General features: G+C 45.5%; 22 protein-coding genes. 12 read left to right on the top strand and 10 right to left on the bottom strand.

The window, feature by feature from the left end; all coding sequences use genetic code 11:
* The first annotated feature begins 106 nt into the window (after positions 1-106).
* Positions 107-586, top strand: coding sequence for a peptide-methionine (S)-S-oxide reductase MsrA (gene msrA, locus GWI56_RS15995; RefSeq protein WP_028759985.1), 480 nt, complete (start codon positions 107-109; stop codon positions 584-586).
* A 116-nt stretch (positions 587-702) separates the two neighbouring features.
* On the opposite strand, the gene pgm is transcribed toward msrA, so the two are convergent.
* Together pgm and seqA are read right to left on the bottom strand one after the other, a co-directional pair.
* The gene (pgm, locus tag GWI56_RS16000) at positions 703-2,355 is read right to left on the bottom strand and encodes a phosphoglucomutase (alpha-D-glucose-1,6-bisphosphate-dependent) (RefSeq protein ID WP_198573465.1); all 1,653 of its coding nucleotides are present in this window, start codon (positions 2,353-2,355) and stop codon (positions 703-705) included.
* Positions 2,356-2,428: 73 nt separating this feature from the next.
* Positions 2,429-2,971, bottom strand: a complete 543-nt coding sequence (gene seqA, locus GWI56_RS16005) for a replication initiation negative regulator SeqA (protein WP_198573466.1) — start codon at positions 2,969-2,971, stop codon at positions 2,429-2,431.
* A gap of 298 nt (positions 2,972-3,269) precedes the next feature.
* Here seqA and GWI56_RS16010 point away from each other — a divergent pair, with 298 nt between their 5' ends.
* The 6 genes from GWI56_RS16010 (at position 3,270) to efp (ending at position 7,107) form a co-directional block, all read left to right on the top strand.
* The gene (locus GWI56_RS16010) at positions 3,270-4,046 is read left to right on the top strand and encodes an alpha/beta fold hydrolase (protein WP_198573467.1); all 777 of its coding nucleotides are present in this window, start codon (positions 3,270-3,272) and stop codon (positions 4,044-4,046) included.
* A 101-nt stretch (positions 4,047-4,147) separates the two neighbouring features.
* Positions 4,148-4,369, top strand: coding sequence for a DUF2788 domain-containing protein (locus GWI56_RS16015; RefSeq protein WP_006081578.1), 222 nt, complete (start codon positions 4,148-4,150; stop codon positions 4,367-4,369).
* 10 nt (positions 4,370-4,379) lie between these two features.
* Positions 4,380-4,652, top strand: a complete 273-nt coding sequence (gene ybfE / locus GWI56_RS16020) for a LexA regulated protein (RefSeq protein ID WP_006081577.1) — start codon at positions 4,380-4,382, stop codon at positions 4,650-4,652.
* 54 nt (positions 4,653-4,706) lie between these two features.
* Positions 4,707-5,234 carry a flavodoxin FldA gene (gene fldA / locus GWI56_RS16025; protein ID WP_006081576.1) on the top strand — a complete coding sequence of 176 codons (528 nt, stop codon included), beginning with the start codon at positions 4,707-4,709 and terminating at the stop codon, positions 5,232-5,234.
* A gap of 85 nt (positions 5,235-5,319) precedes the next feature.
* Entirely contained in the window at positions 5,320-6,501 is a 1,182-nt protein-coding gene (gene earP, locus GWI56_RS16030; protein WP_198573468.1) for an elongation factor P maturation arginine rhamnosyltransferase EarP, read from the top strand.
* A gap of 45 nt (positions 6,502-6,546) precedes the next feature.
* Complete coding sequence (gene efp / locus GWI56_RS16035) at positions 6,547-7,107, top strand: elongation factor P (protein WP_105252465.1); 561 nt, start codon at positions 6,547-6,549, stop codon at positions 7,105-7,107.
* 146 nt (positions 7,108-7,253) lie between these two features.
* Here efp and GWI56_RS16040 read toward each other — a convergent pair whose 3' ends face one another.
* Together GWI56_RS16040 and GWI56_RS16045 are read right to left on the bottom strand one after the other, a co-directional pair.
* On the bottom strand, positions 7,254-8,588 hold the full coding sequence (locus GWI56_RS16040) for a glutamine synthetase family protein (RefSeq protein ID WP_198573469.1): 1,335 nt from the start codon (positions 8,586-8,588) through the stop codon (positions 7,254-7,256).
* Positions 8,589-8,884: 296 nt separating this feature from the next.
* Complete coding sequence (locus GWI56_RS16045) at positions 8,885-10,267, bottom strand: Na+/H+ antiporter NhaC family protein (RefSeq protein WP_113939692.1); 1,383 nt, start codon at positions 10,265-10,267, stop codon at positions 8,885-8,887.
* Between the two features lie 754 nt (positions 10,268-11,021).
* On the opposite strand from GWI56_RS16045, the gene GWI56_RS16050 reads away from it, so the two are divergent.
* The 3 genes from GWI56_RS16050 (at position 11,022) to GWI56_RS16060 (ending at position 14,408) form a co-directional block, all read left to right on the top strand.
* Positions 11,022-12,236, top strand: a complete 1,215-nt coding sequence (locus GWI56_RS16050) for a pyridoxal phosphate-dependent aminotransferase (RefSeq protein WP_131524175.1) — start codon at positions 11,022-11,024, stop codon at positions 12,234-12,236.
* A gap of 209 nt (positions 12,237-12,445) precedes the next feature.
* On the top strand, positions 12,446-13,033 hold the full coding sequence (yfbR, locus tag GWI56_RS16055; RefSeq protein ID WP_168825242.1) for a 5'-deoxynucleotidase: 588 nt from the start codon (positions 12,446-12,448) through the stop codon (positions 13,031-13,033).
* Between the two features lie 25 nt (positions 13,034-13,058).
* The gene (locus GWI56_RS16060) at positions 13,059-14,408 is read left to right on the top strand and encodes an anti-phage deoxyguanosine triphosphatase (protein ID WP_198573470.1); all 1,350 of its coding nucleotides are present in this window, start codon (positions 13,059-13,061) and stop codon (positions 14,406-14,408) included.
* A 185-nt stretch (positions 14,409-14,593) separates the two neighbouring features.
* Here GWI56_RS16060 and GWI56_RS16065 read toward each other — a convergent pair whose 3' ends face one another.
* From GWI56_RS16065 to zwf, 4 genes are read right to left on the bottom strand one after another with little or no spacing between them, the layout of a single operon-like run.
* Positions 14,594-15,235, bottom strand: coding sequence for a bifunctional 4-hydroxy-2-oxoglutarate aldolase/2-dehydro-3-deoxy-phosphogluconate aldolase (locus tag GWI56_RS16065; protein WP_028759995.1), 642 nt, complete (start codon positions 15,233-15,235; stop codon positions 14,594-14,596).
* A gap of 20 nt (positions 15,236-15,255) precedes the next feature.
* On the bottom strand, positions 15,256-17,082 hold the full coding sequence (gene edd, locus GWI56_RS16070; RefSeq protein ID WP_198573512.1) for a phosphogluconate dehydratase: 1,827 nt from the start codon (positions 17,080-17,082) through the stop codon (positions 15,256-15,258).
* Positions 17,083-17,106: 24 nt separating this feature from the next.
* Positions 17,107-17,805, bottom strand: coding sequence for a 6-phosphogluconolactonase (gene pgl / locus GWI56_RS16075; RefSeq protein ID WP_198573471.1), 699 nt, complete (start codon positions 17,803-17,805; stop codon positions 17,107-17,109).
* A 9-nt stretch (positions 17,806-17,814) separates the two neighbouring features.
* Positions 17,815-19,287: a glucose-6-phosphate dehydrogenase gene (zwf, locus tag GWI56_RS16080; RefSeq protein ID WP_028759998.1), complete on the bottom strand. Its 1,473-nt coding sequence runs from the start codon at positions 19,285-19,287 to the stop codon at positions 17,815-17,817.
* Positions 19,288-19,599: 312 nt separating this feature from the next.
* Here zwf and GWI56_RS16085 point away from each other — a divergent pair, with 312 nt between their 5' ends.
* Entirely contained in the window at positions 19,600-20,454 is an 855-nt protein-coding gene (locus GWI56_RS16085) for a MurR/RpiR family transcriptional regulator (RefSeq protein WP_006081563.1), read from the top strand.
* A gap of 186 nt (positions 20,455-20,640) precedes the next feature.
* Positions 20,641-22,080: a pyruvate kinase gene (pyk, locus tag GWI56_RS16090; RefSeq protein ID WP_105252459.1), complete on the top strand. Its 1,440-nt coding sequence runs from the start codon at positions 20,641-20,643 to the stop codon at positions 22,078-22,080.
* Positions 22,081-22,313: 233 nt separating this feature from the next.
* Here pyk and GWI56_RS16095 read toward each other — a convergent pair whose 3' ends face one another.
* Together GWI56_RS16095 and GWI56_RS16100 are read right to left on the bottom strand one after the other, a co-directional pair.
* Entirely contained in the window at positions 22,314-24,593 is a 2,280-nt protein-coding gene (locus GWI56_RS16095; protein WP_198573472.1) for an acyl-CoA dehydrogenase, read from the bottom strand.
* 16 nt (positions 24,594-24,609) lie between these two features.
* On the bottom strand, positions 24,610-25,248 hold the full coding sequence (locus GWI56_RS16100; RefSeq protein WP_028760001.1) for a TetR/AcrR family transcriptional regulator: 639 nt from the start codon (positions 25,246-25,248) through the stop codon (positions 24,610-24,612).
* Positions 25,249-25,403: the final 155 nt, after the last annotated feature.

The raw sequence follows: 25,403 nt of genomic DNA on the forward strand, positions 1-25,403 counted from the left end.
ACATTCCCTAAGAATTTCCCATGATAAATATTCCAGCTTGAGGCTTGCTTTTGCACTCAAGTTTTATCACAATCCTTAGCCATCTAGACTTCTATTGGATTTAATTATGGCGTTAGCAACCTTTGGTGCCGGCTGTTTCTGGGGCGTAGAGTATTTTTTTAGACAAGTGAACGGCGTATCCAATGCCACCTGCGGCTATATGGGCGGCAATAATGCGGCGACAACCTATGAAGAAGTCAAAAAAGGCAAAACGGGCCATGCCGAAGTGGTGCAAGTGGAATTTGACCCTGCCCTTGTCAGTTATGAAGACTTGCTCGATGTATTTTGGAAAAACCACAATCCAACGAGTCTGAACATGCAAGGCGGAGATATTGGCACTCAATATCGCAGTACCATTTTCTTCCACGACCGTGAGCAAAAAGCGGCCGCAGAAGCCTCAAAGTTAGCTTTTGCCCGCTCGGGGCGTTGGGGATTACGCCATATCGTCACAGAAATAGTGCCACTTCAACAGTTCCATGTGGCTGAGGAATATCATCAAAATTACATCGATAAGAATAACTTACCGAGTTGTCATATCGAGTACTAAATACGGTCAAATCAGTATTAGATTAACTATTCACAGCTGAATTAGACACAAACAAAAGCGCACTCAAATCTGAGTGCGTTTTTTATTTTGAGACGTTAGCTAAACCTACTACTGCATTAAGCGTTTAGCGCCTTATCAATTAATGCCTGCGCATCTTTGATGATCTCAGCCAAATGCTGCTCACTGATAAAACTTTCGCCGTAGATTTTAAATAACGCTTCAGTGCCCGAAGGACGTGCCGCAAACCAACCATTAGCAGTAGTCACTTTGATGCCGCCAATCGCCGCATTATTGCCTGGCGCATGGGTTAACACGTTTTCGATTGTCTCACCTGCAAGCACAGTGGCATTTAAGGTATCGGCATTGAGCAAAGCAAACTTGGCTTTGTTTTCAAGACTGATTGGGCTATCGATACGCTTATAGAAACTTTGGCCAAATTGTTTTACTAACTCTTGGTGACGCTGACCTGGGGTTTTACCTGTCACCGCAAGAATTTCTGCGGCAAGTAATCCTAGAATAAAACCGTCTTTATCTGTGCACCATGTGCTGCCATCACGGCGTAAAAATGCCGCGCCAGCACTCTCTTCACCGCCAAAGGCGATTGTGGCTTCAGCTAAACCGTCGACAAACCACTTAAAGCCCACTGGCACTTCGAGTAACTTTTTGCCGTGGAAAGCACAGATTTTATCGATAAGCGCACTCGATACTAAGGTTTTACCTATGGCTAAGGTATCGCTCCAATCTGGTCTGTGTGTCAGTAAATAATCAATAGCGACCGCAAGATAATGATTAGGGTCCATCAAGCCGGTACCCGGGCAGACTATGCCGTGACGGTCATAATCGGGATCATTACCAAGGCATAAATCAAAGGATTCTTTATGTGCGAGTAAACCTGCCATCGCATAGGGAGACGAGCAATCCATGCGGATTTTGCCGTCTTTATCCAACGGCATAAAGCTAAAGCTTGGATCAACCTTATCATTAACTAACGTGATATCGAGCCCATAACGCGCAGCAATCGGTGCCCAGTAGAAAATACCCGAACCACCGAGCGGGTCCACACCGATACGCAGCTTAGCGTTGGCAATCGCTTGCATGTCGATGACATTGTCTAAATCAGCCACATAGGGTGTAATCAAGTCAATGGATTGCACATAACCCGAAGTCAGCGCATCGGAATAGGTTAATTTTTGCACGCCAACTAATGCTTGGCGCAGGTAATCATTAGCTCGCGATTCAATCCAAGCCGTGATATTACCTTCGGCTGGTCCGCCATGGGGTGGATTGTACTTGATGCCACCATCCTGAGGAGGATTATGGGAAGGCGTAATGATCAAACCATCGGACAATGCCGCACCCGTAATATTGGCTTCGCGATTGGCGCAAATCACCCCATGGGAAACCACTGGCGTTGGCGTAAATCCGTCGTTCTGTTGGATTTTCACTGTGACTTTATTTGCCGCCAGCACTTCAATGGCCGACAAATAGGCCGCATAGGATAACGCATGGGTGTCAATCCCAAGGATCAGCGGCCCATCGATATTTGCCGATTGACGGTAGTCCACCACAGCTTGGGTAATCGCCCAAATGTGTTGTTGGTTAAAACTGCCATTGAAGGCGCAGCCTCTGTGCCCAGAAGTGCCAAAGGTGACGCGTTGTTGTACGTCATCCATATTTGGCGTGATGCTGTAATAATGGCTCATCAGTTTTGGAATATTGACCAGATCCGTCTGATTAGCGATTTGTCCTGCCCTTTGATGTATTGCCACCTATGGCTCTCCTGCACTCAATTATAATTAGAAAAAGTAGAAAAATGTCGTACTAACTTGGCTCACCCGCGGATTAAACGCGCTCGGCGATGCCCGCAGCTACTGTCGCATCACAACCAAATTGCACTAAAACTTCCGATAAAATAGTGCGTTTCTTGGCGGTATTGTTGTTACTCGTTACCCAGAAACCACTTGCACCAATTTCTTTTGGGTTAGCCGAAGCACTCGCTTCGAGCAGTTGCTCCTTAGAGCGAGCAAAATACAAACGATCGCGCCCTTGGATCTGCAGAATTTGTGAAAATTGTTCTGGGGCTAATTGATACAAACTTTCGAGCAAAAACAGAAAACGACCTACTGCGCCTTTTTGCTGCGATAACTGATGTTCATCGACTAAGCGACTAAAATCATTCACTGCTGGCACTGTTTGCGCCGCGATGGGCTGAATAGGTTCAGCTTCAAGACTGGGTTGGCTAATCGCCAAAGGCTGGGGTTGTTCGACCGCATCGACGGACAGGCCGAGTAATCGACGAAGAATGTCAGAGGCGCTCTCACCAATACGTTCTGTTTTGCTGGCAATATGACGATAGAGCTCTTCATCTACTTCGATATATTTCATAACCTTAATTATCCTTTGTTATTCGACAGGCTTAACCGAAAAAAGTGTACCACAGCGATCGGGGCAGATCATTGCGATCTGTTACCAGTGTATCTATCTCTATCAATCTGATAAAGCGCCATTATTCTAAAAGTGCGGGAAATAGCACAGCAAACTAGCAGTTAATCGACAATTGCCGAAAAAGCACACAAGTTACTGGCCGCCCCCACTATAGAAATGGCAACTGACTTGTCAAGCCAACGGCATTAAGGGCACAATTCGCGTCACGCTAAGCTAAAAATCTCCAACAGGAATCACCATGAACTTTGTTTCCACAGGCCAAGGACCCACAGTGCTCTTGATCCACGGCTTGTTCGGTAATCTAGATAACCTCAAAGGTCTAGGGCAAGTATTAGAAAATCAGTATCAAGTTATTCGTGTCGATGTGCCCAATCATGGTTTAAGTGAGCATTGGGATCAAATGGACTACCCTCGCCTCGCCACTGCAATGATCAGCTTGCTCGACGAACTGGCTATTGAACGCGCCCATATTGTGGGTCACTCCATGGGCGGTAAAATCGCCATGGCGACGGCGTTAGCCTTTCCAGAGCGCATTATCAGCATGGTGGCAGCCGATATCGCCCCTGTCGCCTATGAGCCAAGACACGATACAGTGTTTGCGGCATTAGAAAGTCTGCCCTTAGAAGGCCATACCGACAGACGCTTTGCCCTAAACCACTTAATTGACAATGGTATTGACGAAGCGACGGCACAATTTTTACTCAAAAATCTACAACGCACTGATACTGGCTTTCGTTGGAAAATGAACTTAAGTGGCCTAAAGGTTTGTTATCCTAATATTATTGGCTGGCAAAATCAGACGCCAAATCCAGTACAAAGCTATGCTGGACCAACTCTGTTTATTCGCGGCGGCGACTCAAATTATGTCACTAGTGAGCACAGAAGCGCTATCATGGCGCAATTCCCCGCGGCACAGGCAAAAACACTTGAAGGATGTGGTCATTGGTTGCATGCGCAAAAACCCGCCATTTTTAACCGGATCGTGTCTGAATTTATTGACAAACATTCAATGTAAATCAGCAGCAAACTCGACCGAAAGCATATGGCAGCCGCCATCTTGTTGTGATATATTCGCGCCTCTTTTGGCCTTAGAACACTCTCAAGGACTAAGAAAGTATGTTATCTCAGTACATGGAACAAATTGAAACCATCGGCCTGAACCTGTTTTTTGCCTCGATATTTTTCTTTATCGGCATGGCCATCCACGATGTGCTTAAACAAGGTAACGTGCCAAAATTTGGTCGATTTATTGTTTGGTTAGTGTTATTTCTCGGCTGCGCCGGGTTTATTGTAAAAGGTATTATCCAGATCACTTGGGAAGGCTCAGGGATCGGTTAACAATAAGAACATGGCAAAAGAAGCGACAGACAGAACCACCATTGACCTTTTTGCCAATGAAAAGCGCCGGGGCCGCCCAAGAAGTAATCCTTTGTCCCGTAGCCAACAGCTTAAGGTCAACAAACGCAATCAAATCCAGCGCGATAAAGCCAACGGATTAAAGCGAATAGAGTTAAAGGTGTCACAAGATTTGTATGACGCCTTGAATGAGCAGGCATTGGCCAGTAACATCAGCCGTAGCCAGTTAATCGAATTAATTCTTCAGCAACAAGTTGAGTGCTGAACGAGTACCAGCAAGATTAACCTAATAAGTGAACTAGACATTAAAGGATAGACAATGGCAACTGTAGGTCTTTTTTTCGGTAGCGACACAGGTAACACCGAAGCTGTAGCCAAGATGATCCAGAAAAAACTGGGTAAAAAAATGGTTGAGGTGAAAGATATCGCCAAAAGTACCAAAGAACAGATTGCAGAGTATGACTTGCTGCTGTTCGGCATCCCGACCTGGTATTACGGTGAAGCGCAATGTGACTGGGATGATTTCTTCCCTGAATTAGAGCAAATTGATTTTACTGACAAACTTGTCGCTATTTTTGGTTGTGGTGATCAAGAAGACTACGCTGAGTACTTCCTTGATGCCATGGGCATGGTTGGTGATATTGTTCAGGCCCGTGGTGGCATCATCATCGGTCATTGGCCAACTGCAAGCTACAATTTTGAAGCCTCTAAAGGTCAAGTCGATGACGACCACTTTATTGGTTTAGGTATCGATGAAGATCGCCAGCCAGAGCTGACTGAAGAACGTGTTGATGCTTGGGTTAAGCAAATTTACGAAGAAATGTGTTTAGCTGAATTAGAAGATTAATTCTGTTAACCATTTGATTAAAGCGGCTTAACGCCGCTTTTTTTATGCATATATTTCTGACTAAGAATAACGACATACCACACTCATGACCAACACACTCCGCTCCACTCATTGGGATATCTTTTGTACCGTCGTCGATAACTATGGCGATATTGGCGTCACTTGGCGTTTAGCCAAACAAATGGCTAATGAGTACCACATTCCCGTTAATTTGTGGGTCGATGACCTCGCAAGCTTCTCGCATATCTTACCGACACTCTATCCACTAAAAGCCACTCAAACCTTCAATGGTGTTAATATTATTCATTGGAAAGAGCCTTTGCCTATAAAGTTTGTTGCAGGAGCTGTGCTCATCGAAGCCTTTGCCTGTGAATTACCCGAACAGGTAAAAGCGCAGCTGGTTTATTTACATCAGAACGCCCCAAAATCTGTACCTGTCTGGCTGAATTTAGAGTATTTAAGTGCTGAGGATTGGGTTGAAGGCTGCCATGGTTTGCCATCGTTACAAGCCAATGGTTTGAAGAAGTATTTCTACTTTCCCGGTTTTAGCGCCAAAACGGGTGGACTCATTTGCGAGCAAAATTTGTTTGCAGAGCGTGATGCTTGGCAAGCTGATACTGCCAATAAATTGCAGCTTTTTACTGATCTAGGTCTTAAGGACATTCAGGCACAAGACACTGTTATTAGCGTTTTTAGCTATGAGACCGAGGCGCTACCCGCATTATGTGAGTTATGGCAGCAATCGGTAGAAAAAATCCATGCGCTGATCCCCAAGGGGCGTAGCTTAAACAGTCTGACACATTTACTGCCCTGTGAAATTGCCGCTCTAGTGCCGGGTCAACAGATAAATCATGGCAATTTAACCCTGCACATTTTACCTATGACAGACCAACAGGGGTTTGATCGCCTGCTCTGGAGCAGTGATTTTAATATCGTGCGCGGTGAAGATTCCTTTTTACGTGCCCAATGGGCCGCAAAACCCTTCATTTGGCACATTTATCCCCAAGAAGATGATTATCACCTCGTAAAATTAGAAGCTTTTCTTAAACTTTACTGCGATAATCTGCCACCTAAAATTGCTTGTTATTGGTCTGAATTGAATCTCGCGTTCAACCAAGCACAGCAATCAGCCGTGAGCCTTCACTGGCAAAACCTTAATCCTGTTAATTTGCCCTTGTTGCATCACCATGCTAAACAATGGCCAATTAATGCATTAAATGCTGCAGATCTCGCTACTCGACTAGTTCAGTTCGTTAAAAACAGCTAAGATACTGCGCGAAAACAGAAAAATCTAAATATAGGAAATAGTGTAATGAAAACTGCTCATGAAATCCGTCCTGGTAACGTGATCATGTTAGATGGCAGCCCATGGGTTGTGCAGAAAACTGAAACAACTCGTTCTGGCCGTAACGCTGCTATCGTTAAGTTAAAGTTGAAAAACTTACTGCTTAACTCTGGTACTGAAACGACTTTCAAAGGTGAAGATAAGTTAGAAGACATCATCCTAGATCGTCTTGACTGCACATATTCTTACTTTGCAGATCCTATGTTTGTATTCATGGATGCAGAATACAACCAATACGACGTAGAAGCTGAAAACCTAGGTGATGCAGCGGCTTATATCGTTGACGGTATGGAAGAAACTTGCCAAGTGACTTTCTATGATGGCAAAGCTATCTCTGTTGAAATGCCAACCACTATCGTACGTGAAGTGATCTACACTGAGCCTTCAGCTCGTGGCGATACTTCAGGTAAAGTGATGAAGCCAGCGACTATCACTGGCGGTGGCACAGTGAGTGTTGCTGACTTCGTGAAAGTAGGCGACAAAATTGAAATCGACACTCGTACTGGTGAATTCAAGAAGCGCGTTTAATCGCCCTTTTCGTTTCCAGACGAAGAAAAGCCAGTGCTTGCACTGGCTTTTTTGTCGCTATTTTTTAGTCACTCATTTTTAAGACTCTTGAGTCATTGAAGGGGTTAAAACTTTTATAAGTAATAATTCCCTTATTCATAAAAGCGTTAGCATTGCGGCCCTAAGAAACGTCGCTCCCAAGCCCCTATCTCACTCAAATAACTTTGGAATTCAATTTCCTTCACCGATACAAAGCCAGTGACAAAATCGTCCCCGAGTAAGCGTCGTGCCGAATCACTTTGGCGCATTTGCGTTAACGCAGCTAAAAATGTCTGCGCGAGGTCATGGCTGCTATCGTAGGCGCTCCCGGTTTCTGGTGCACTTGGCGATAATTTTTCTTCCATTCCGGCAAGGCCCGCAGCCAAAGATGCGGCAATCATCAGGTACGGATTAGCATCGGCGCCCGCAATACGATTCTCTACCCGTCTAGCCACCGGAGCACTCAATGGCACACGTAAGCCAGTGGTGCGATTATCAACGCCCCAACTTAAATTAATCGGTGCTTGACTGCCGGAAATGTAACGTCTAAATGAATTGATATTGGGTGCAAATAACAACATTAAATCAGGTAGATACTTTTGTAATCCACCGATGTAGTGGTGAAAACGGTCAGTGTCGCTACCATCAGCATGGCTGAAAATATTATTACCTTTATCATCAACGACACTTTGATGTAGATGCATAGAACTGCCGGGTTGACCCGCTATGGGTTTCGCCATAAAAATCGCATTCAAACCATGTTTTATGGCGATTTCTTTCGCCGCATATTTGAATATAAAGGCTTGATCTGCAAGAGCCAACGGATCACCATGCACTAAGTTAATTTCATATTGTGATAGCCCCATTTCATGGATCCAAGTGTCACCTTTAATCCCAATCGCATCGATGGCGGCATTAAACTCATCCCAAAATGGCGCGAGTTCATTGAGCATATTCATGCTAAACGCAGATTGACCATTTTCAGCTCGGCCACTTTTTGAAATGGGTGCCTGATACGGAACACTCGGATCGGTATTGGCTTCAGTCAGATAAAACTCAATCTCAGGGGCCACCACGGGCGTTAACCCAAGGGCTTGGTAACGGGCCAACACATTTTTTAACATAGAGCGCGGCGCAAATGGACATAAATTGCCATCCAGTAATACGCAGTCATGGATGGCAAATGCGCGCGGCACTGTGCTCCATGGGATCATCTTGAGAGTGCTGTAATCGGGGACGAGTAAAAGATCAGGATCAGCATCAGGGAAAACAGGATCGTAGGAATACTCACCGGTAATCGCTTGCATCGAAATCGCTTGGGCAATACGTAATTCAGCACCCTGAGCAAAACTTCGGGCTGGCATAAGCTTTCCCCTTGGATAGCCTGAAATATCAGGGAATAAACACTCGACATCACGTATTGTGCCGTGCTCGAAAAACGCAGTAAGAAGAGTTGAGTCCATTTGATTCGTTTGCCACTAATGTTGAAAATAATGCCCTGAAGGATGCAAAGTATAATCAGGCTTTGATTTGAAAAGCTACATGGCGATGATGAAATATGTAAAATATAAATGACAATTTCGTAAAATATAATTTGACATCAGTTGAAAATCTTCATTTAACAGTGTAATCGTGTTTATCCTAGTTCAAGCCTCATCACTCTTTATTCACCTTTTACTCACTCTAGCCGTCTAACCTAATTACGGCAGACATAAAAAAACCAGCCGTAGCTGGTTTCTTATATTAATCGTGACAGAAGTTATGCAATCACAATAAAGCCGATAAATGCTATTACTGCTGCGATAAGTGCATAAGGTAACTGAGTCACAGCATGGCTCACTAAGTTACAACCTGAGCCTTGGGCGGCCAATACGGTTGAATCTGAGTAGAAGCACGCTTGGCTACCAAATGATGATGCAGACAATAAGGCCCCAATGACTAATGGGATGTCCGCCCCAACCGCTTGCGCTAATGGCATCACGATAGGAATCGTCACGGCAAATATACCCCAGCTCGAACCTGTGGCAAATGCGAGTATAGCCATAGATAAGAACACTACCGCAGGCAGCAATTTAGGTGTCATAAATGGGCTTAATGATTCAATGACGTACTGCGGCAGTAACAACTGATCGCACACATCCTTAAATACAAACGCCGCAATCACAGTGCTAATGGCCGGTAGCATGCTTTTAAAGCCATCGATCATTTGGTCCATCATCTCTGAAAATGGCATCAAGCGCTGCACTGCATAATAAGGAATCGTGATAACTAAGGTCGCCAGCAAGCCTTTCCACACATCGATATCAAAGTACACGGTAAAGGCAACTAACAAACCAATGGGCACTAAAAAGTTATGCAGTTTGCCCTGATTATCGGCGTGCTTAAATTCCTCTTCTATGGCTTTAACCGCATATTCATCCGAAGTTTGAACTTGGTCGAAATCCACTTGCGCTTCCGCGGGTTCACCTTGGGCAGCGCGCAGCTGCGCAGTCTTCATTGGACCAATGGCGGGCACAATACCTAATGCGACAAGTAGCACCATAGCCACAGCTAACCAAGCATAAAGCATGTAAGGAATGGCTTGCATATACACTGCAATGCCTTGACCTTCGGCTGCCACACCGTTATCCACCAGTAATCCACCAAAAAATACCGCCCAAGTCGATAATGGCACTAACACGCACACGGGCGCGGCGGTGGAGTCCACGACATAGGCGAGCATTTCACGGGACACTTTAAATTTATCCGTTACACGCTTCATGGTTTCACCCACGGTCAACGCATTGAGATAGTCATCGATAAAAATCACGATCCCAAGGATAAAAGTCATTAATAGGGAAGATTTAGGTCCTTTCGCCAATTTAAGTGCATTGCGGCCAAACGCTAATGCGCCGCCAGTTCGAACTAAAAGTGCGATGAGCGCGCCAAAACCACCACACACCAGAATCAACCAACCTATGGTTTCATCGGCCATAACCTTCAATGACACACTAGCAAAATTGTTTAAGACTTGACTGGGATCGAGTAACAGGAAACCGGTTACCGCACCTATGATCAAAGATAAAATAGGACGGCGTAACCAAATAGCTAACACCAATACCACCAAAGGTGGAATGAGACTTAACGCTGTCGGTTCAGACATGCACTTAGGTCCTCTAAATAAATCGCCTAAAAGGCAAATGGTTTTAGAATAACGCCTGAAATCAACACGATTCAGAACGTCAACACAGCTGCTTCATGATGACTAACCCTGAAGATAAAACCCGCGAATTGCTTGCTATCTAAGGTGCCTTGCCAAAAACATCGCGCAGAAAATAAAGCGCATCGAATATTGAGTCAACTATAAATTTAACTTGATAGAAAATAAATTTATTTTCCGCGAGACAATTTTACATAACCGTATAATCCATAAGACTTTTAACGCCATTGTAACTTAAACATTTATGATCTTCTTAGCTTAATAAGCATTCAATAAATATGCCTAATTATCACAAAATAAAATGCCGCTTGCATAAGTTTACCTTATCAAAAATCTGTGATTAAAAATCAACCATTAAGTATCAGCTAAAATACATTTTCTTCTGTCACGATTGATATGGCTAATATAGAGAAATTAAATATGGGTCAGCTAATGAAAACGCATTTTCATCTTTCGAAATGAAAAAACATAAACAAGATTCCCCTACCAACCCAATAGATAAACAATCTTAAAATCATGCCAATGTCAGAACATAAAACTTGTGCAGATTTCTTTAATCGACTGTTAAAGCATATTTAACTGAGGGATATTTATAAAAAAAGCGCAATTCTGTGCTTATCCCCCCTTTCATCTGCAATGAAATTTCGTTATGGTGCGCTAACTTAAGCCAAAACTTTATGCATGTTCCGAGGTGTAAATGCGCCCTATCATCAAATCCAACAAGCTGGATACCGTTTGCTATGACATCCGCGGCCCAGTGCACAAGGAAGCCAGACGTTTAGAAGACGAGGGGCATCGAATCCTCAAACTCAACATTGGTAATCCGGCCCCCTTCGGTTTCGAAGCGCCTGAAGAAATTGTGCGCGATGTGATCCTCAATTTACCCAGTGCCCAAGGCTACTGTGAGTCAAAAGGATTATTCTCTGCCCGTAAGGCCATAGTGCAACATTATCAAGCCCAAGGGATTTTTGGTGTCGATATTGAAGATATCTATATAGGTAACGGCGTTTCAGAACTCATTATGATGGCAATGCAAGGCTTGCTAAATACCGATGATGAGATCTTAATCCCCTCACCAGACTATCCCCTGTGGACAGCAGCGGCGAATCTCGCGGGCGGCAAGGCTGTGCATTATCGCTGCGATGAAGAAGCGGACTGGTTCCCCGATCTCAACGACATTAAAAGTAAAATTTCATCACGTACCCGCGGCATAGTGCTGATTAACCCGAACAACCCAACCGGAGCGGTATACAGCAGAGAATTACTGCTGCAAGTGGTTGAACTGTGTCGTCAACATGATCTGATCCTTTTTGCCGATGAAATTTACGATAAAATTTTATACGATGAAGCCAAGCATATTCCTGCTGCGGGTCTATCAGATGATATTTTAACTGTTACTTTTAACGGTTTATCAAAGGCTTATCGTGCAGCAGGATTTCGTGTTGGTTGGATGATGTTATCTGGCAATCTTAAGGCTGCTAAAAGTTACATCGAAGGCTTAGAGATGCTGTCCTCGATGCGCCTCTGTGCAAACGTGCCCAATCAACATGCGATTCAAACTGCGCTCGGCGGTTATCAGAGTATTAACGAGCTTATTTTGCCTAATGGCCGCCTCACAGTCCAAAGGGATGCCTGTTACGAATTGCTTAACCAAATTCCAGGCGTGAGCGTTAAAAAACCCAAGGGCGCACTCTATGCCTTCCCGAAACTGGATATGAAAAAATTCAATCTGCGGGATGATGAGCGTTTAGTGCTGGATTTACTCAGAGAAAAGAAAATCCTGTTAGTCCATGGCAGCGCCTTTAACTGGCCTGAGCCCGACCATTTACGAGTGGTTTTCTTGCCCTATAAAGAAGATCTGAAGAAAGCATTTACCGAGTTTGGCGCCTTCCTCGAAAACTATCGACAGTAAAATATCCCTTTAACGGTTTGAGACATAAAGCGATCCTAGTGGTCGCTTTATTTTTAGCTATTTCTTTAAATCCCCCACGCTCATGCTCACGTGTCATCCAAGGCTGTGATAATCTAAGACTTCACTAGCGTCAATACTGCCTATTCACTCGTATCATGTCTTCCATTGCAGCTTGTCGCCTACCGATTTCACTCTTTAGCAGGAAAACTATGAGTCACTTATTTGCGCATTTAGCTCGCATGAAACTTATCCAACGCTGGCCTTTGATGTACAACGTTCGCACTGAAAATGTTCAAGAACACTCGCTGCAAGTTGCCATGGTGGCCCATGCACTGGTGATCATCAGTAATAAGAAATTCGGCACGACGCTCGATCCCCATCAAGCCACGAGTCTGGCGATTTTTCACGATGCCAGTGAAATTCTCACGGGTGACTTACCGACGCCGGTGAAATACTTCAATAAAGAAATTGAAGCCGAGTATAAAAAGATTGAGGCGATTGCCGAGCAGCGCATGTTAGATATGGTACCTGAGGAATTTAAAGAGGATTATCGCAGTCTGTTCATCAGCGATTACGCCGATCCCGTTTACAAGACCATAGTGAAATCGGCTGACACTCTGTGTGCCTATCTTAAATGCCTTGAAGAAAACCGTGCTGGCAACAGTGAATTCAATACCGCCCGTAAGCGTCTCGAAGACATGCTGTCGACGAATCCTGATCCCTCAGTACAGTATTTTATGAGCTGCTTTGTACCCAGTTTCACTTTGAATTTAGACGAAATTAACAAGATGCTTTGATTTTCCACTCTCGCTAGGAATGCATATGACTTCAAGTGTTTGGCAAGAACGCCGTCATGGTGAAGATAAACAACGGCGTAACGATCACCGCAGCCCTTACCAAAGAGACAGGGCGCGTATTCTCCACTCGGCCGCCTTTCGCCGCCTACAGGCTAAGACACAAGTGCTCGGCGTTGGCATGAATGACTTCTATCGCACCCGATTAACCCACTCACTCGAAGTCTCGCAAATTGGCACCGGCATAGCCGCGCAGCTCAGACGTAAATATCCACAACATAAACAACTGCTTTGCTCTATGAGCTTATTAGAGTCCTTATGTTTAGCCCACGATATTGGTCATCCTCCCTTCGGCCATGGCGGCGAAGTCGCATTGAATTACATGATGCGCGACCACGGCGGTTTTGAAGGCAATGGCCAAACCTTTCGTATTTTATCGAAACTTGAGCCCTACACTTTAGATTTTGGGATGAACTTGTGTCGGCGTACCATGCTCGGGATTTTGAAATACCCTGCGCCGCACTCGAAGCTGTTTGTCGCGGGCGAGCATAGTGAAATCACCAACCACAGACAGTTAAAACCGTCACAATGGCCGCCGGTTAAGGGCATTTTCGACGATGATAACGACATCTTCGCTTGGGTGCTTGAGCCTTTATCTGAGGCAGATAGCCGTCGTTTTACATCAACTCAGCAAGGTTCACACCCCGCCCTGCACCACTATCCGCATTTGCGAACCCAGTTTAAATCCTTCGATTGCTCGATCATGGAACTGGCTGATGACATCGCCTATGCGGTGCACGATCTCGAAGATGCGATTGTGATGGGCATAGTCACAGCGTCCCAGTGGCATCAAGATGTGGCGCCGACACTGACGAACAGCAGTGATGCGTGGATAAAACAAGAGCTGGCAGATATTGGCAACAAGCTGTTTTCCCATGAGCATCACCTGCGTAAAGATGCCATAGGCACACTCGTTAATGGCTTTGTCACCGCTATTGTTATCTCAGAAGATGACGTGTTCGAAGAGCCATTATTGCGCTTTAATGCGACGTTAGAGCCAGAATTTGCCATTGCGCTCAATGTGCTCAAGCAACTGGTTTATAAATACGTTATTCGTAAACCTGAGATCCAAATGCTCGAATATAAGGGCCAGCAAATTGTGATGGGTTTATTCGAAGCCTTCGCTTCCGATCCAGAGCGTTTACTGCCACTGAACACCCAAGAGCGCTGGCACGAAAGTGAGCAACAAGGCTTAAACAGTCACAGAGTGTTGGCGGACTATATTTCGGGGATGACCGATGAGTTTGCAGGCAGACTGTATCAACAGCTATTTAGCCCAAAAGCCGGCTCAAATGTGGAACTGAGCAAGGAAATGTAGGTAAACAGACATTGCGCGGCCCGACTTGCTATAAAGCCAGACCGTTTGTAAATGTACGAGTTTCTATAAAAGCTAGACTTTCTATAGCGTCGGCTATCGCAGACATTCTTTATCAAAGGCTAAAGATAAAAGACAAAAAACCACCTCGCGGTGGTTTTTTATTTTGTCACTATTTCAAACTCGATTTATAAAGCGCCAATGGCATCTTTACAAAGTTGAGTGATACGATCCCAATCGCCGTGTTCCATTGCATCCGTTGGCGCAATCCAACTACCACCAATACAATCGACGTTTTTCAGCGCTAAATAATCTTTATAGCTGCTTGGCGTAATGCCACCTGTTGGGCAGAAGCGAATGTCCGCTAGCGGACCCGAGAAGGCTTTAAGAGCATCGACACCACCCGAGGCTTCGGCTGGGAAGAATTTAAAGTGGGTGTAACCGAGCGCCATCCCCGTCATCACTTCTGAAATGCTCGCAACCCCTGGAATTAAAGGGATTGGACCATGCATACCCGCTTTAAGTAGTTCAACCGTTGCACCTGGGGTAATAATAAACTGCGCGCCAGCGGCAATCGCAAGATCAAGCTGAGCTTCGTTTAGGATAGTCCCTGCGCCCACTAAGGCCTCAGGCACTTCTTTGGCGATTTTAGTGATAGCTTCGAGTGCACAAGGCGTACGCAAAGTCACTTCTAACACGCTAATGCCACCGGCAACCAGTGCTCGCGCTAATGGCACCGCATGTTCAATCTTGTTAATCACCATAACAGGAACAATAGGGCTGCGTTTAAAAATATCTTGTGGCTGTAGTGACCAGTTATTCTCAAGCATTGCGTTATTCTTCCTTTGTATTAATAAAGTTCATCGATGGCATTAGTACAACGCGCACCAGTTTCTGGACTACTTAGATTTGAACGTAGCGCACTAAATAACTCGCGGCCCATGCCATAACGTGAGCGATGTAAATCCACTATTCCCGCGGCTCTGGTGGCAAGTTCAGCTTCAGATACAAGCAGGCTCAGTTCGCCTGTTAACGCATCGACACGGATCAAGTCGCCATCTTGGACTTTAGCAATTAAACCGCCATCTAAGGCTTCTGGCGTCAAGTGAATGGCCGCAGGGACTTTACCCGACGCACCAGACATGCGACCGTCGGTCAGCAGCGCGACTTTAAAGCCTTTGTCCTGAAGCGTTCCCAATAATGGGGTTAACTTGTGCAGTTCTGGCATACCGTTAGCTTTCGGGCCTTGACCTTTAACCACCACAACACAATCTCTATCCAAAGCACCGGCTTGGAACAAGGCATCGAGTTTATTTTGATCGTCAATCACCACTGCGGGCGCTTCAACGACACGATGTTGTTCTTGTACTGCTGACACTTTGATCACAGCGCGGCCTAAGTTACCTTTGAGTAATTTTAAGCCACCGTTGCCTTGGAAAGGTGATGCGACTGACGTTAACACTTCAGTATCTAAGCTAGTCGTTGGGCCATCGACCCAGCGCAGTTCACCGTCAAGTAACCTTGGCTCTTGGGTATAACGGCGTAAACCAAAGCCCGCAACGGTATTCACATCTTCATGCAATAGACCCGCATCGAGCAATTCTTTGATTAAGTACGCCATGCCACCGGCTGCATGGAAATGATTAATATCGGCATGACCGTTTGGATACACGCGCGCCACTAATGGTACAGCATCGGATAATTCAGAAAAATCATCCCAGTTCACAATAATACCGGCAGCACGAGCCGCGGCGACAATGTGCATCGTCAAGTTAGTTGAACCGCCTGTCGCTAATAGCGCGACTATGCCGTTAACCACAGATTTTTCGCTGACCACTTCACCGATTGGGGTATATTGAGTCCCCATTTCAGTTAAACGGCACACTTGCTTAGCCGCCATCTTATTTAACGCTTCGCGCAGTGGATCATCAGGATTCACAAAAGATGAGCCAGGTAACTGCAGACCCATCACTTCAAGCATCAACTGATTCGAGTTTGCCGTGCCGTAGAAAGTACAAGTTCCTGCACTGTGGTAAGACTGTGCTTCTGCTTCGAGCAGCTGCGCGCGATCCACTTTACCTTGAGCAAATTGTTGACGAATACGGGCTTTTTCTTTGTTCGGGATACCTGATTTCATCGGCCCTGCCGGCACGAATAACATAGGTAAGTGACCAAAACTTAAGGCCCCTATGAGTAAGCCTGGAACAATTTTATCGCAAATACCGAGCAGTAAAGCGCCATCGAACATGTTGTGAGACAAGCCCACAGCCGTTGCCATCGCAATCACTTCACGACTCAGTAAGCTCAATTCCATACCGGGTTGACCTTGAGTCACACCATCACACATGGCCGGAACACCGCCTGCCACTTGTGCAACACTGCCAACTTCCTGACAGGCTTTTTTAAGCAATTCAGGATATTTTTCATAGGGTTGGTGCGCAGATAACATATCGTTAAATGCCGTCACTATGCCGATGTTCGCCTTATTCAATTGACGCAATGCATTTTTGTCGTCTGGATTACAGGCGGCAAAACCATGGGCTAAGTTGCCACAGCTCAATGAGCTACGGTGTACACCATGGTTACGGGCATCATTCAATGCGGCGAGATAACCTTCACGTGACGCTTTGCTACGGGCAATAATTCTGTCGGTAACAGCTTGAACTACTGAGTGTATTTCTACTGAGTGCATAGTGACTCCTTAAGCGCTCCAGAACACATCAACGGGCGTTTTACGCTGCGCTAATACGGCTCTGATAGGCATAGCATGGACATCATCACTTTCTAACGCTTGACGATATACGGATAATTTCTGTTCCCCGACCAAGTGCAGATAAATTTGTCTGCTGTTCAGAATCGCACTCTTAGAGAGCGTAATTCTACCATGGGGCGCTGTGGTGGGGTTCGTCGCCACACACAAGGCTTGGGTTGTGAGCGCATTTTCAAGCTCAGCACTGCAGGGAAACCAAGAGCAGGTATGACCATCGTTACCCATGCCTAACACCACCACATCAAAAGGACGTGGGAAGTTAGACAAGGACTCGGCGGCCATATCGGCGCCCGCTTCTGCGGTCGAAAACATGTTTTTTAAACCGCGGAATTTGGCATTCACCGCACGGTTTTGTAATAAATGTTCACGCACGAGACGCTCATTAGAAGCATCGGCGTCGGCTTCAACCCAGCGCTCATCGGCAAGCGTGATATAAACATCACTCCAATCGATGGATTTCATGCTCAATAGTTGAAATAACTTAAGCGGCGTCGAACCACCGGAAACCACTAAGCTCGCTTTTCCGCGGGCATCGACGGCTTCCTGCAACTGGCTCGCAATTCTATTCGCAAGCTGTTGTTCTAACGCACTTGGCGTATCGAAAGATTTGAATACGGTTTCTTTAATCATCAAAGTCTCCTACTCGTCCCACGAACGGCCATCTTTGGTGATCAAAGCAACTGACGCAACTGGACCCCAAGTACCCGCAGGATAAGGTTTTGGTTTTTCGTTGCTTTGTTCCCACGATTGGATAATACCATCCACCCAAGTCCATGCCTGCTCGACTTCGTCGCGGCGCACGAACAGCGCTTGATTACCGAGCATAGCTTCGAGTAACAGACGCTCGTAGGCATCGGCGATACGTTCATTTTTGAAGGTATCAGAGAAGCTCAAATCGAGTTTAGTGGTTTGTAGACGTTGTTTTTGCTCCAAACCTGGCACTTTGTTCATCATCTGGATTTCAACCCCTTCATGGGGCTGCAGACGGATCGTCAGCTTGTTCGGTGGCAGATTACGGTAGCTTGAGCGATATAAGTTATGCGGTGGGTTTTTGAAATACACCACAATTTCAGAGCTCTTAAACGGCATACGTTTACCGCTACGTAAATAGAAAGGTACGCCCGCCCAACGCCAGTTGTCGATATCCACACGAATAGCCACGAAGGTTTCTGTGTGTGATTGAAGGTTGGCGCCTTCTTCTTCTAAATAACCCGGGACTGGGCTGCCCTTTAAGAAGCCTGCGCTGTACTGACCGCGTACGGTATTTTCATACACATTGTCAGAATTAATCGGACGCAGTGATTTGAGCACTTTGACTTTTTCATCACGGATGCTGTCAGCGTCTAAGTTAACAGGTGGGTCCATGGCAACGAGCGTTAACACTTGCAGCAAATGGTTTTGGATCATATCGCGCATCTGACCCGCTTTGTCGAAGTAACCCCAACGGCCTTCGATACCCACTTCTTCTGCGACTGTGATCTGGACGTGGTCAATCGTACGGTTGTCCCACTTAGAGGCAAATAAAGAGTTCGCAAAACGCAGGGCAATCAAGTTCTGTACGGTTTCTTTACCTAAGTAATGGTCGATACGGTAAACCTGACGTTCTTTGAAGTAAGCGGAAACTTGGTCATTGATGACGCGAGAAGAGTCTAAATCTGAGCCGATGGGCTTTTCGAGCACCACGCGTGAATCTGGGTGGATAAGATCTTGTTCATGCAAACAACGGCAAATGTCGCCGAATATTGCAGGTGGCGTAGCAAAGTAACTGACCATCACGCGCTCTTCTGGTTTGAGCAGATCATGGAAGGCACTGTAGCCCGCTGAATCAGTAAAGTTAGTGCCTATATAGTGGCAGCGGGACAGGAAACGCTGGAGAGTCTCTTCGCACAAAGGCTCTTTCACGAAGGTGTTTAATGCAAGCGTGACTAATTCGATAAACTCATCTTGAGTAAACTCGTCTTTCGCGACACCGATCACTTTCGTATCTTTATCGAGAAGTTCAGCTTTATCTAGCTGGTATAAAGAAGGTAACAACTTGCGTCGTGCCAAATCGCCTTTAGTACCAAAGAGTACGAAGTCACAAGCTTTGGCGCCTGATGTTGTTTTGCCCATTGCGTTACGATCTCCTTTGTATGTCGTGTCCCTTCATGTCGATGAAGAAATCCACACTTTTGTTGTAATATAACAACAGAATTTGTTAAATGCATCTATTTTTATAAATATTAACATTCTTGCTAACTAGTCACTTGCTGCATAAATCTGATATGCTTTTTGTGCTTAAATTACTGAAGGTAGTAAAGTCTTATTTCAAAATTGTACTGAAAAGTTACTACATAGAGTCTATTAGTGGGCCGCCAGTCTTGATCTGCTCCCACGAAATAAAAATAAATAAAATTACATTCTCAATTTAGCGGACATACGCGTATGAATACCCTAGAAAAGGTTCAAAAAAGCCTCACCCATTTTAGTAAATCAGAACGCAAAGTTGCAGAGGTGATCTTAGCATCACCACAGACAGCTATACATTCTAGCATCGCCACACTGGCTAAGATGGCAGATGTCAGTGAACCTACTGTGAATCGTTTCTGCCGCCGCTTAGATACTAAAGGTTTCCCTGATTTTAAGTTACATCTAGCGCAAAGTCTTGCGAACGGTACACCTTATGTGAGCCGCCACGTTGAAGAAGATGATTCGACTGAGTCTTATACGACAAAAATATTCGAATCTTCAATGGCTTCGCTCGATACCGCACGTCAAAGCCTAGACATTTCAGCCATTAATAAAGCCGTTGATATTCTCACTCAAGCTAAGACTATTTCCTTTTTTGGCCTAGGCGCATCCGCTTCAGTTGCCCATGACGCGCAAAATAAATTCTTCCGCTTTAATGTCCCTGTCATCTGTTTTGACGATGTTCTAATGCAACGCATGAGCTGTATTAACAGTAATGAGGGCGATGTGGTGGTATTGATTTCCCACACTGGCCGTACTAAGTCATTGATTGAAATCGCGCGTTTAGCGAGAGAAAATGGTGCAGCTGTGATTGGTATTACCGCCCGCAACTCGCCTTTGTCAATGGAATGTACACTGCCCGTGACAATGGAAGTGCCAGAAGATACTGACATGTATTTACCTATGGCCTCGCGTTTAGCCCAATTAGTCACTATAGATGTATTGGCAACGGGTTTTACCTTACGTAGAGGCCCACGTTTCCGCGATAATTTGAAACGAGTGAAAGAAGTGTTAAAAGAGTCTCGCATCAATAAAGATCCGATACTGTAACTCACTTCCTTTTCTAAAAATGGCTAGCGTTGATCCTTAACCTAGCCATTTATCGTGCAAATATCAGCGATACCTCACAATTTTCATACATAACTTTAGATCAATTTGATTGTAACTTTACTACAAAATTTGGAATTGCATGGTAATATAGTCCCAAGATTTTTTTAACTTTAACGGAGTATCCTTATGTTCCGCAGAACCAAAATCGTCACCACTCTAGGTCCCGCTACCGATCGTGATGATAACCTACGCCGCATCATCGCGGCAGGTGCAAACGTTGTACGTCTTAATTTCTCCCACGGTTCCCCAGAAGATCACTTAAAACGAGCAACTCAAGCGCGTGAAATCGCTAAAGAGTTAGGCGTTCATGTGGCCATTCTTGGTGACTTACAAGGCCCTAAAATCCGCGTTTCTACTTTCAAAGACAATAAGAAAGTACAACTCGTATTAGGTCAAGCCTATGTACTTGATGCCGAGTTAGCCAAAGGTGAAGGCGACGAGACCCAAGTAGGTATCGATTACAAGCAATTGCCAGACGATGTAACTGTTGGTGATATCCTGATGTTAGATGATGGCCGTGTTCAATTACGCGTTGAGCGTGTTGAAGGCCGTAAAGTGCATACCACAGTGACTGTGGCTGGCCCTTTATCTAACAACAAAGGTATTAACAAACAAGGCGGCGGACTTTCTGCTGCTGCGCTGACCGAAAAAGACAAGGCTGACATTCTCACTGCAGCAATGATCCAAGTGGATTATTTAGCCGTGTCTTTCCCGCGCAGTGGTGCAGACTTGGACTATGCACGCGATCTTGCTCGTCAAGCAGGTTGTAATGCGTTGATCGTTGCTAAAGTTGAACGTGCTGAAGCGGTTGCGACCGATGCCGCTATGGATGATGTTATCTTAGCGTCTGACGTTGTTATGGTTGCCCGTGGTGACTTAGGTGTTGAAATTGGTGATGCTGCACTCGTTGCAGTGCAGAAGAAGTTAATCGCCCGTTCACGCCAACTGAATAAAGTCGTCATCACTGCCACTCAGATGATGGAATCGATGATTTCAAGCCCAATGCCAACCCGCGCCGAAGTGATGGACGTGGCGAACGCTGTGCTTGATGGTACCGATGCTGTGATGTTATCTGCTGAAACTGCTGCCGGTGACTTCCCAGAAGAAACCGTTAAGGCAATGGCAAACGTGTGTGTTGGCGCAGAATCTCACCCAAGTGTGATTGTGTCTAAACATAGATTAGATGTGCGTTTCACTTCAGTTGAAGAAACCATTGCGCTATCAACTATGTATGCAGCAAACCACCTTGAAGGCGTTAAGGCGATTATCGCTCTGACTGAATCGGGTGCAACACCACAATTGATGTCTCGTATCAGTTCTTCACTGCCAATCCTGGGTTTATCACGTCACGCAACAACCTTAGCCAAAATGGCCTTGTACCGCGGCGTGTTGCCAATCTACTTCGATTCAACGATCCACCCAGCCGATGAGCTAGCGCAAAAAGCGTTAGAAGCATTAACAGCGGCTGGTTATTTGAATAGCGGTGATATGGTGCTGATGACCAAAGGCGATGCAATGGAAACCATCGGCGGCACTAACACCTGTAAAGTGTTGATCGTAGCTTAAGCTTCTTCTAACAACTCAAGTTCGTTAGAAAAAAGCCAATAAAAAACCACCTCATGAAGGTGGTTTTTTTATATTGACTGTTTTCTGTAAGTGCAGATTTCTGTTGGTGAAGATTTGTTGGTCTCTCATTTCAGAGGGAAATCCAAACGGCCTAAGCGGCTAGCTATCGAACTTAACACCGCTTAGACCAAACTGCACTAACATTAAACGCTAACATTAAACACTAGCAATCACTATAACGCTTCGAAATCATTCACATTAATTGCCGCTAAGCGCAGCTTATCAGCATGCTGTAACTTTTGTTCTTCGTCGGCAGTGATAACGCCAGTCTCGAGTGCTTTTGCAAACAAAACTAGATTCGGCACTTTTGCTGGCAACTCACCGGCACGCTGCGCTTTCTTCAGTTTTTTATAGATTTCTTTACAGGCATATTGCGCGATAAATGCTTGCTCAACTTCAGCAATACCGCCCTTATCCCCTTCAAATTCAGGACATAAGAAAGTAATACGTTCGCGAGCAGGGCCAGGCTTCAACATGCCGCTAACTAAATCGGTCGCCATTTTGTCACTCGGTGCAGTGAAGTGATTACCCAGCGGGAAAATTAAGCCACGCAGTAACCATGCCACAGGACGGCTCGGGAAGTTACGAATCGTGTCTTCCAACGCTTTCGCCGCCAAGTGCAAACGATTGGCCATTACATAACGTACCGCAGGCAAATCGTCCTGTTGGCGGCCATTATCTTCAAACAACTTCAAGGTTGCTGAGCCTAAATATAACTGGCTGAGCACATCACCCATACGTGCTGAGAGCATTTCTTTGCGTTTTAAATCGCCGCCCATGATCAGCATTGATAAATCTGTCATTAAGGCTAATGCAGACGAAATACGCGACATATCTTTATAGTACTGCTTAGTTTCACCGCTCACTGGCGCACTGCCAAAACGGCTACCGCTTAACGCGCTAAACAAAGCACTGAAAGCATTACGCGTGGCATAACCCATGTGACCCATTAATAACGCATCAAAACGCTCTAAGGCTTCATGTTGGTTTTCCATCGCTGCGGCTTCCATTTCGGCAAGTACGTAAGGATGGCAGCGAGTCGCACCTTGACCAAAAATCATCAAGGAGCGGGTTAGAATATTCGCGCCTTCCACAGTGATCGAAATTGGATTCGACATATAAGGGTGGCCTAAATAGTTTTTAGGTCCTAATTGAATGCCCTTACCCGATTGAATATCCATGGCATCGTTCATCACTGAACGGCCTAATTCAGTCATGTGGTACTTAGCTATCGCGGTCACGACCGAAGGTTTGACTTTAAGATCGATACCCGTGGTTGTTAAACGACGCGCAGCTTCTAACTGATAAGTGTTGGCAATAATACGCGCCAGTGCTTCTTGCACCCCTTCAAACTGGCCAATTGCCATACCAAACTGGTGACGCACATAGCTGTAAGCCGTTGTCGTCTTCGTCGCCATGTGACCAGAAGCCGTTGCCAATGCTGGCAATGAAATACCGCGGCCCGCTGACAAACACTCAACCAGCATACGCCAGCCTTTACCGGCAAACTCAGGGCCACCGATAATCCAATCCAGCGGAATAAACACTTCTTTACCTTGAGTAGTACCGTTCATAAACGCCATACCCAGCGGATTATGACGACGACCAATAACCACACCTGGATGATCCGTTGGGATCAACGCACAGGTAATGCCTAAGTTTTTCTTATCGCCAAGCAGACCTTCAGGATCGCGCATTTGGAACGCTAAACCCAGAACTGTTGCTACAGGCGCCAGCGTGATATAACGCTTATCCCAAGTGAGTTTAAGCCCAAGCATTTCTTCGCCGTTGAAAGTATCACGACACACAATACCCACATCTGGGATAGCGCCGGCATCACTGCCTGCTTCTGGACCAGTTAATGCAAAACAAGGAATTTCATCGCCTTTAGCTAAAGCAGGTAACCAACGTTCTTTCTGCTCGCTCGAACCATAGTGGGTTAGCAACTCACCAGGGCCTAAAGAGTTCGGCACCATCACAGTCACAGCTGCGCTTACGCTACGGCTGGCTAATTTGCTGACAATGGTCGAGTTTGCATAGGCAGAGAAAGCTTTACCACCAAATTTCTTCGGAATGATCAGTGCGAAGAAACCTTCTTTCTTAAAGTATTCCCACAGCTCCGGCGGTAAATCCTTGCGGTTATGCACTATGTCGAAATCATCGATCATCGTCAGTGCTGTCATTACTTGATTATCAATAAAGTCTTTTTCTTCAGCTGTCAGCGTCGGCTTACCGTAGCTGTGCAAGGTATTCCAGTTAGGATTTCCGCGAAATAACTCCCCTTCCCACCAGACATCACCGGCTTCCATCGCTTCGCGCTCGGTATCTGAAAGTGGCGGCAAGACCTTCTTGAAAAAACTAAAAACTGGGCGGGTAATAAACTGCATCCGGATATTTTTCACCGCAAACAACACGACAATGGCTATCAGGGCAAGAATTATAATCGTCAACATTATCAAGACCTTTTAATTAAGAAGAAACGGGGACTGATACACCAGCCGCCATGTAGGGGATCACTTTACGGATCACGGCTTCGATGTCGTTATGCTCACCAAACTCAGCAGCAGCAATGTCATTTAGGGCATCAGCGGACGCCATAGTGAACACGATAGTGCCTAAGGTAAAGTGTAAGCGCCAAAACATTTCAGCGGGTGGAATATGTGGTGCACTGGCCGAAACGGCTTTAACAAAAGCATCCAGATGCTGGCCGTAATGGGTAGTGATAAACCAACGTAAATGCCCTTGGCTTTCGATATAGCCACGGCCTAAAAGCTGCAGGAAGATCGTGGTGCCTTCTGTACGTAGCGCGTTTAAATCCAATAAAGGATCGACCAAAGAAGACAGGATCTCTTCGAGTGTTGCTTGTGCTGGAGCGGCATTTAAACGGTGAATTTGGCTTGAAGCAGCAGGCATAAATACGTCTAAATAGCGGGCTAACACTGCACGGATCAGCTCTTTTTTAGAACCAAAGTGATAATTGACCGATGCTAAATTCACCTCAGCTTTGCTGGTAATGAGTCGCAAGGAAGTCTCAGAAAAGCCCCGTTCGGCGAAGAGTTTTTCTGCGGCATCAAGTATTCTAGTTTTTGTATCGGATCGACTTGCCATTCCGTGACCTTGAATTAATTTAAAACACTCGTTTAAATTAAACATTGGCACCACGGATGTCAAACTAAAATTGGACAAATTCACCGCTTTCTAGTCTGTGATACAAGCGGTATGTCGTACATGTCCGAATAAGTGTTAAAAACAAGTCAATTAAC

Source organism: Shewanella sp. DW31 (assembly GCF_015767295.1).
Lineage (GTDB): Bacteria > Pseudomonadota > Gammaproteobacteria > Enterobacterales > Shewanellaceae > Shewanella > Shewanella oncorhynchi.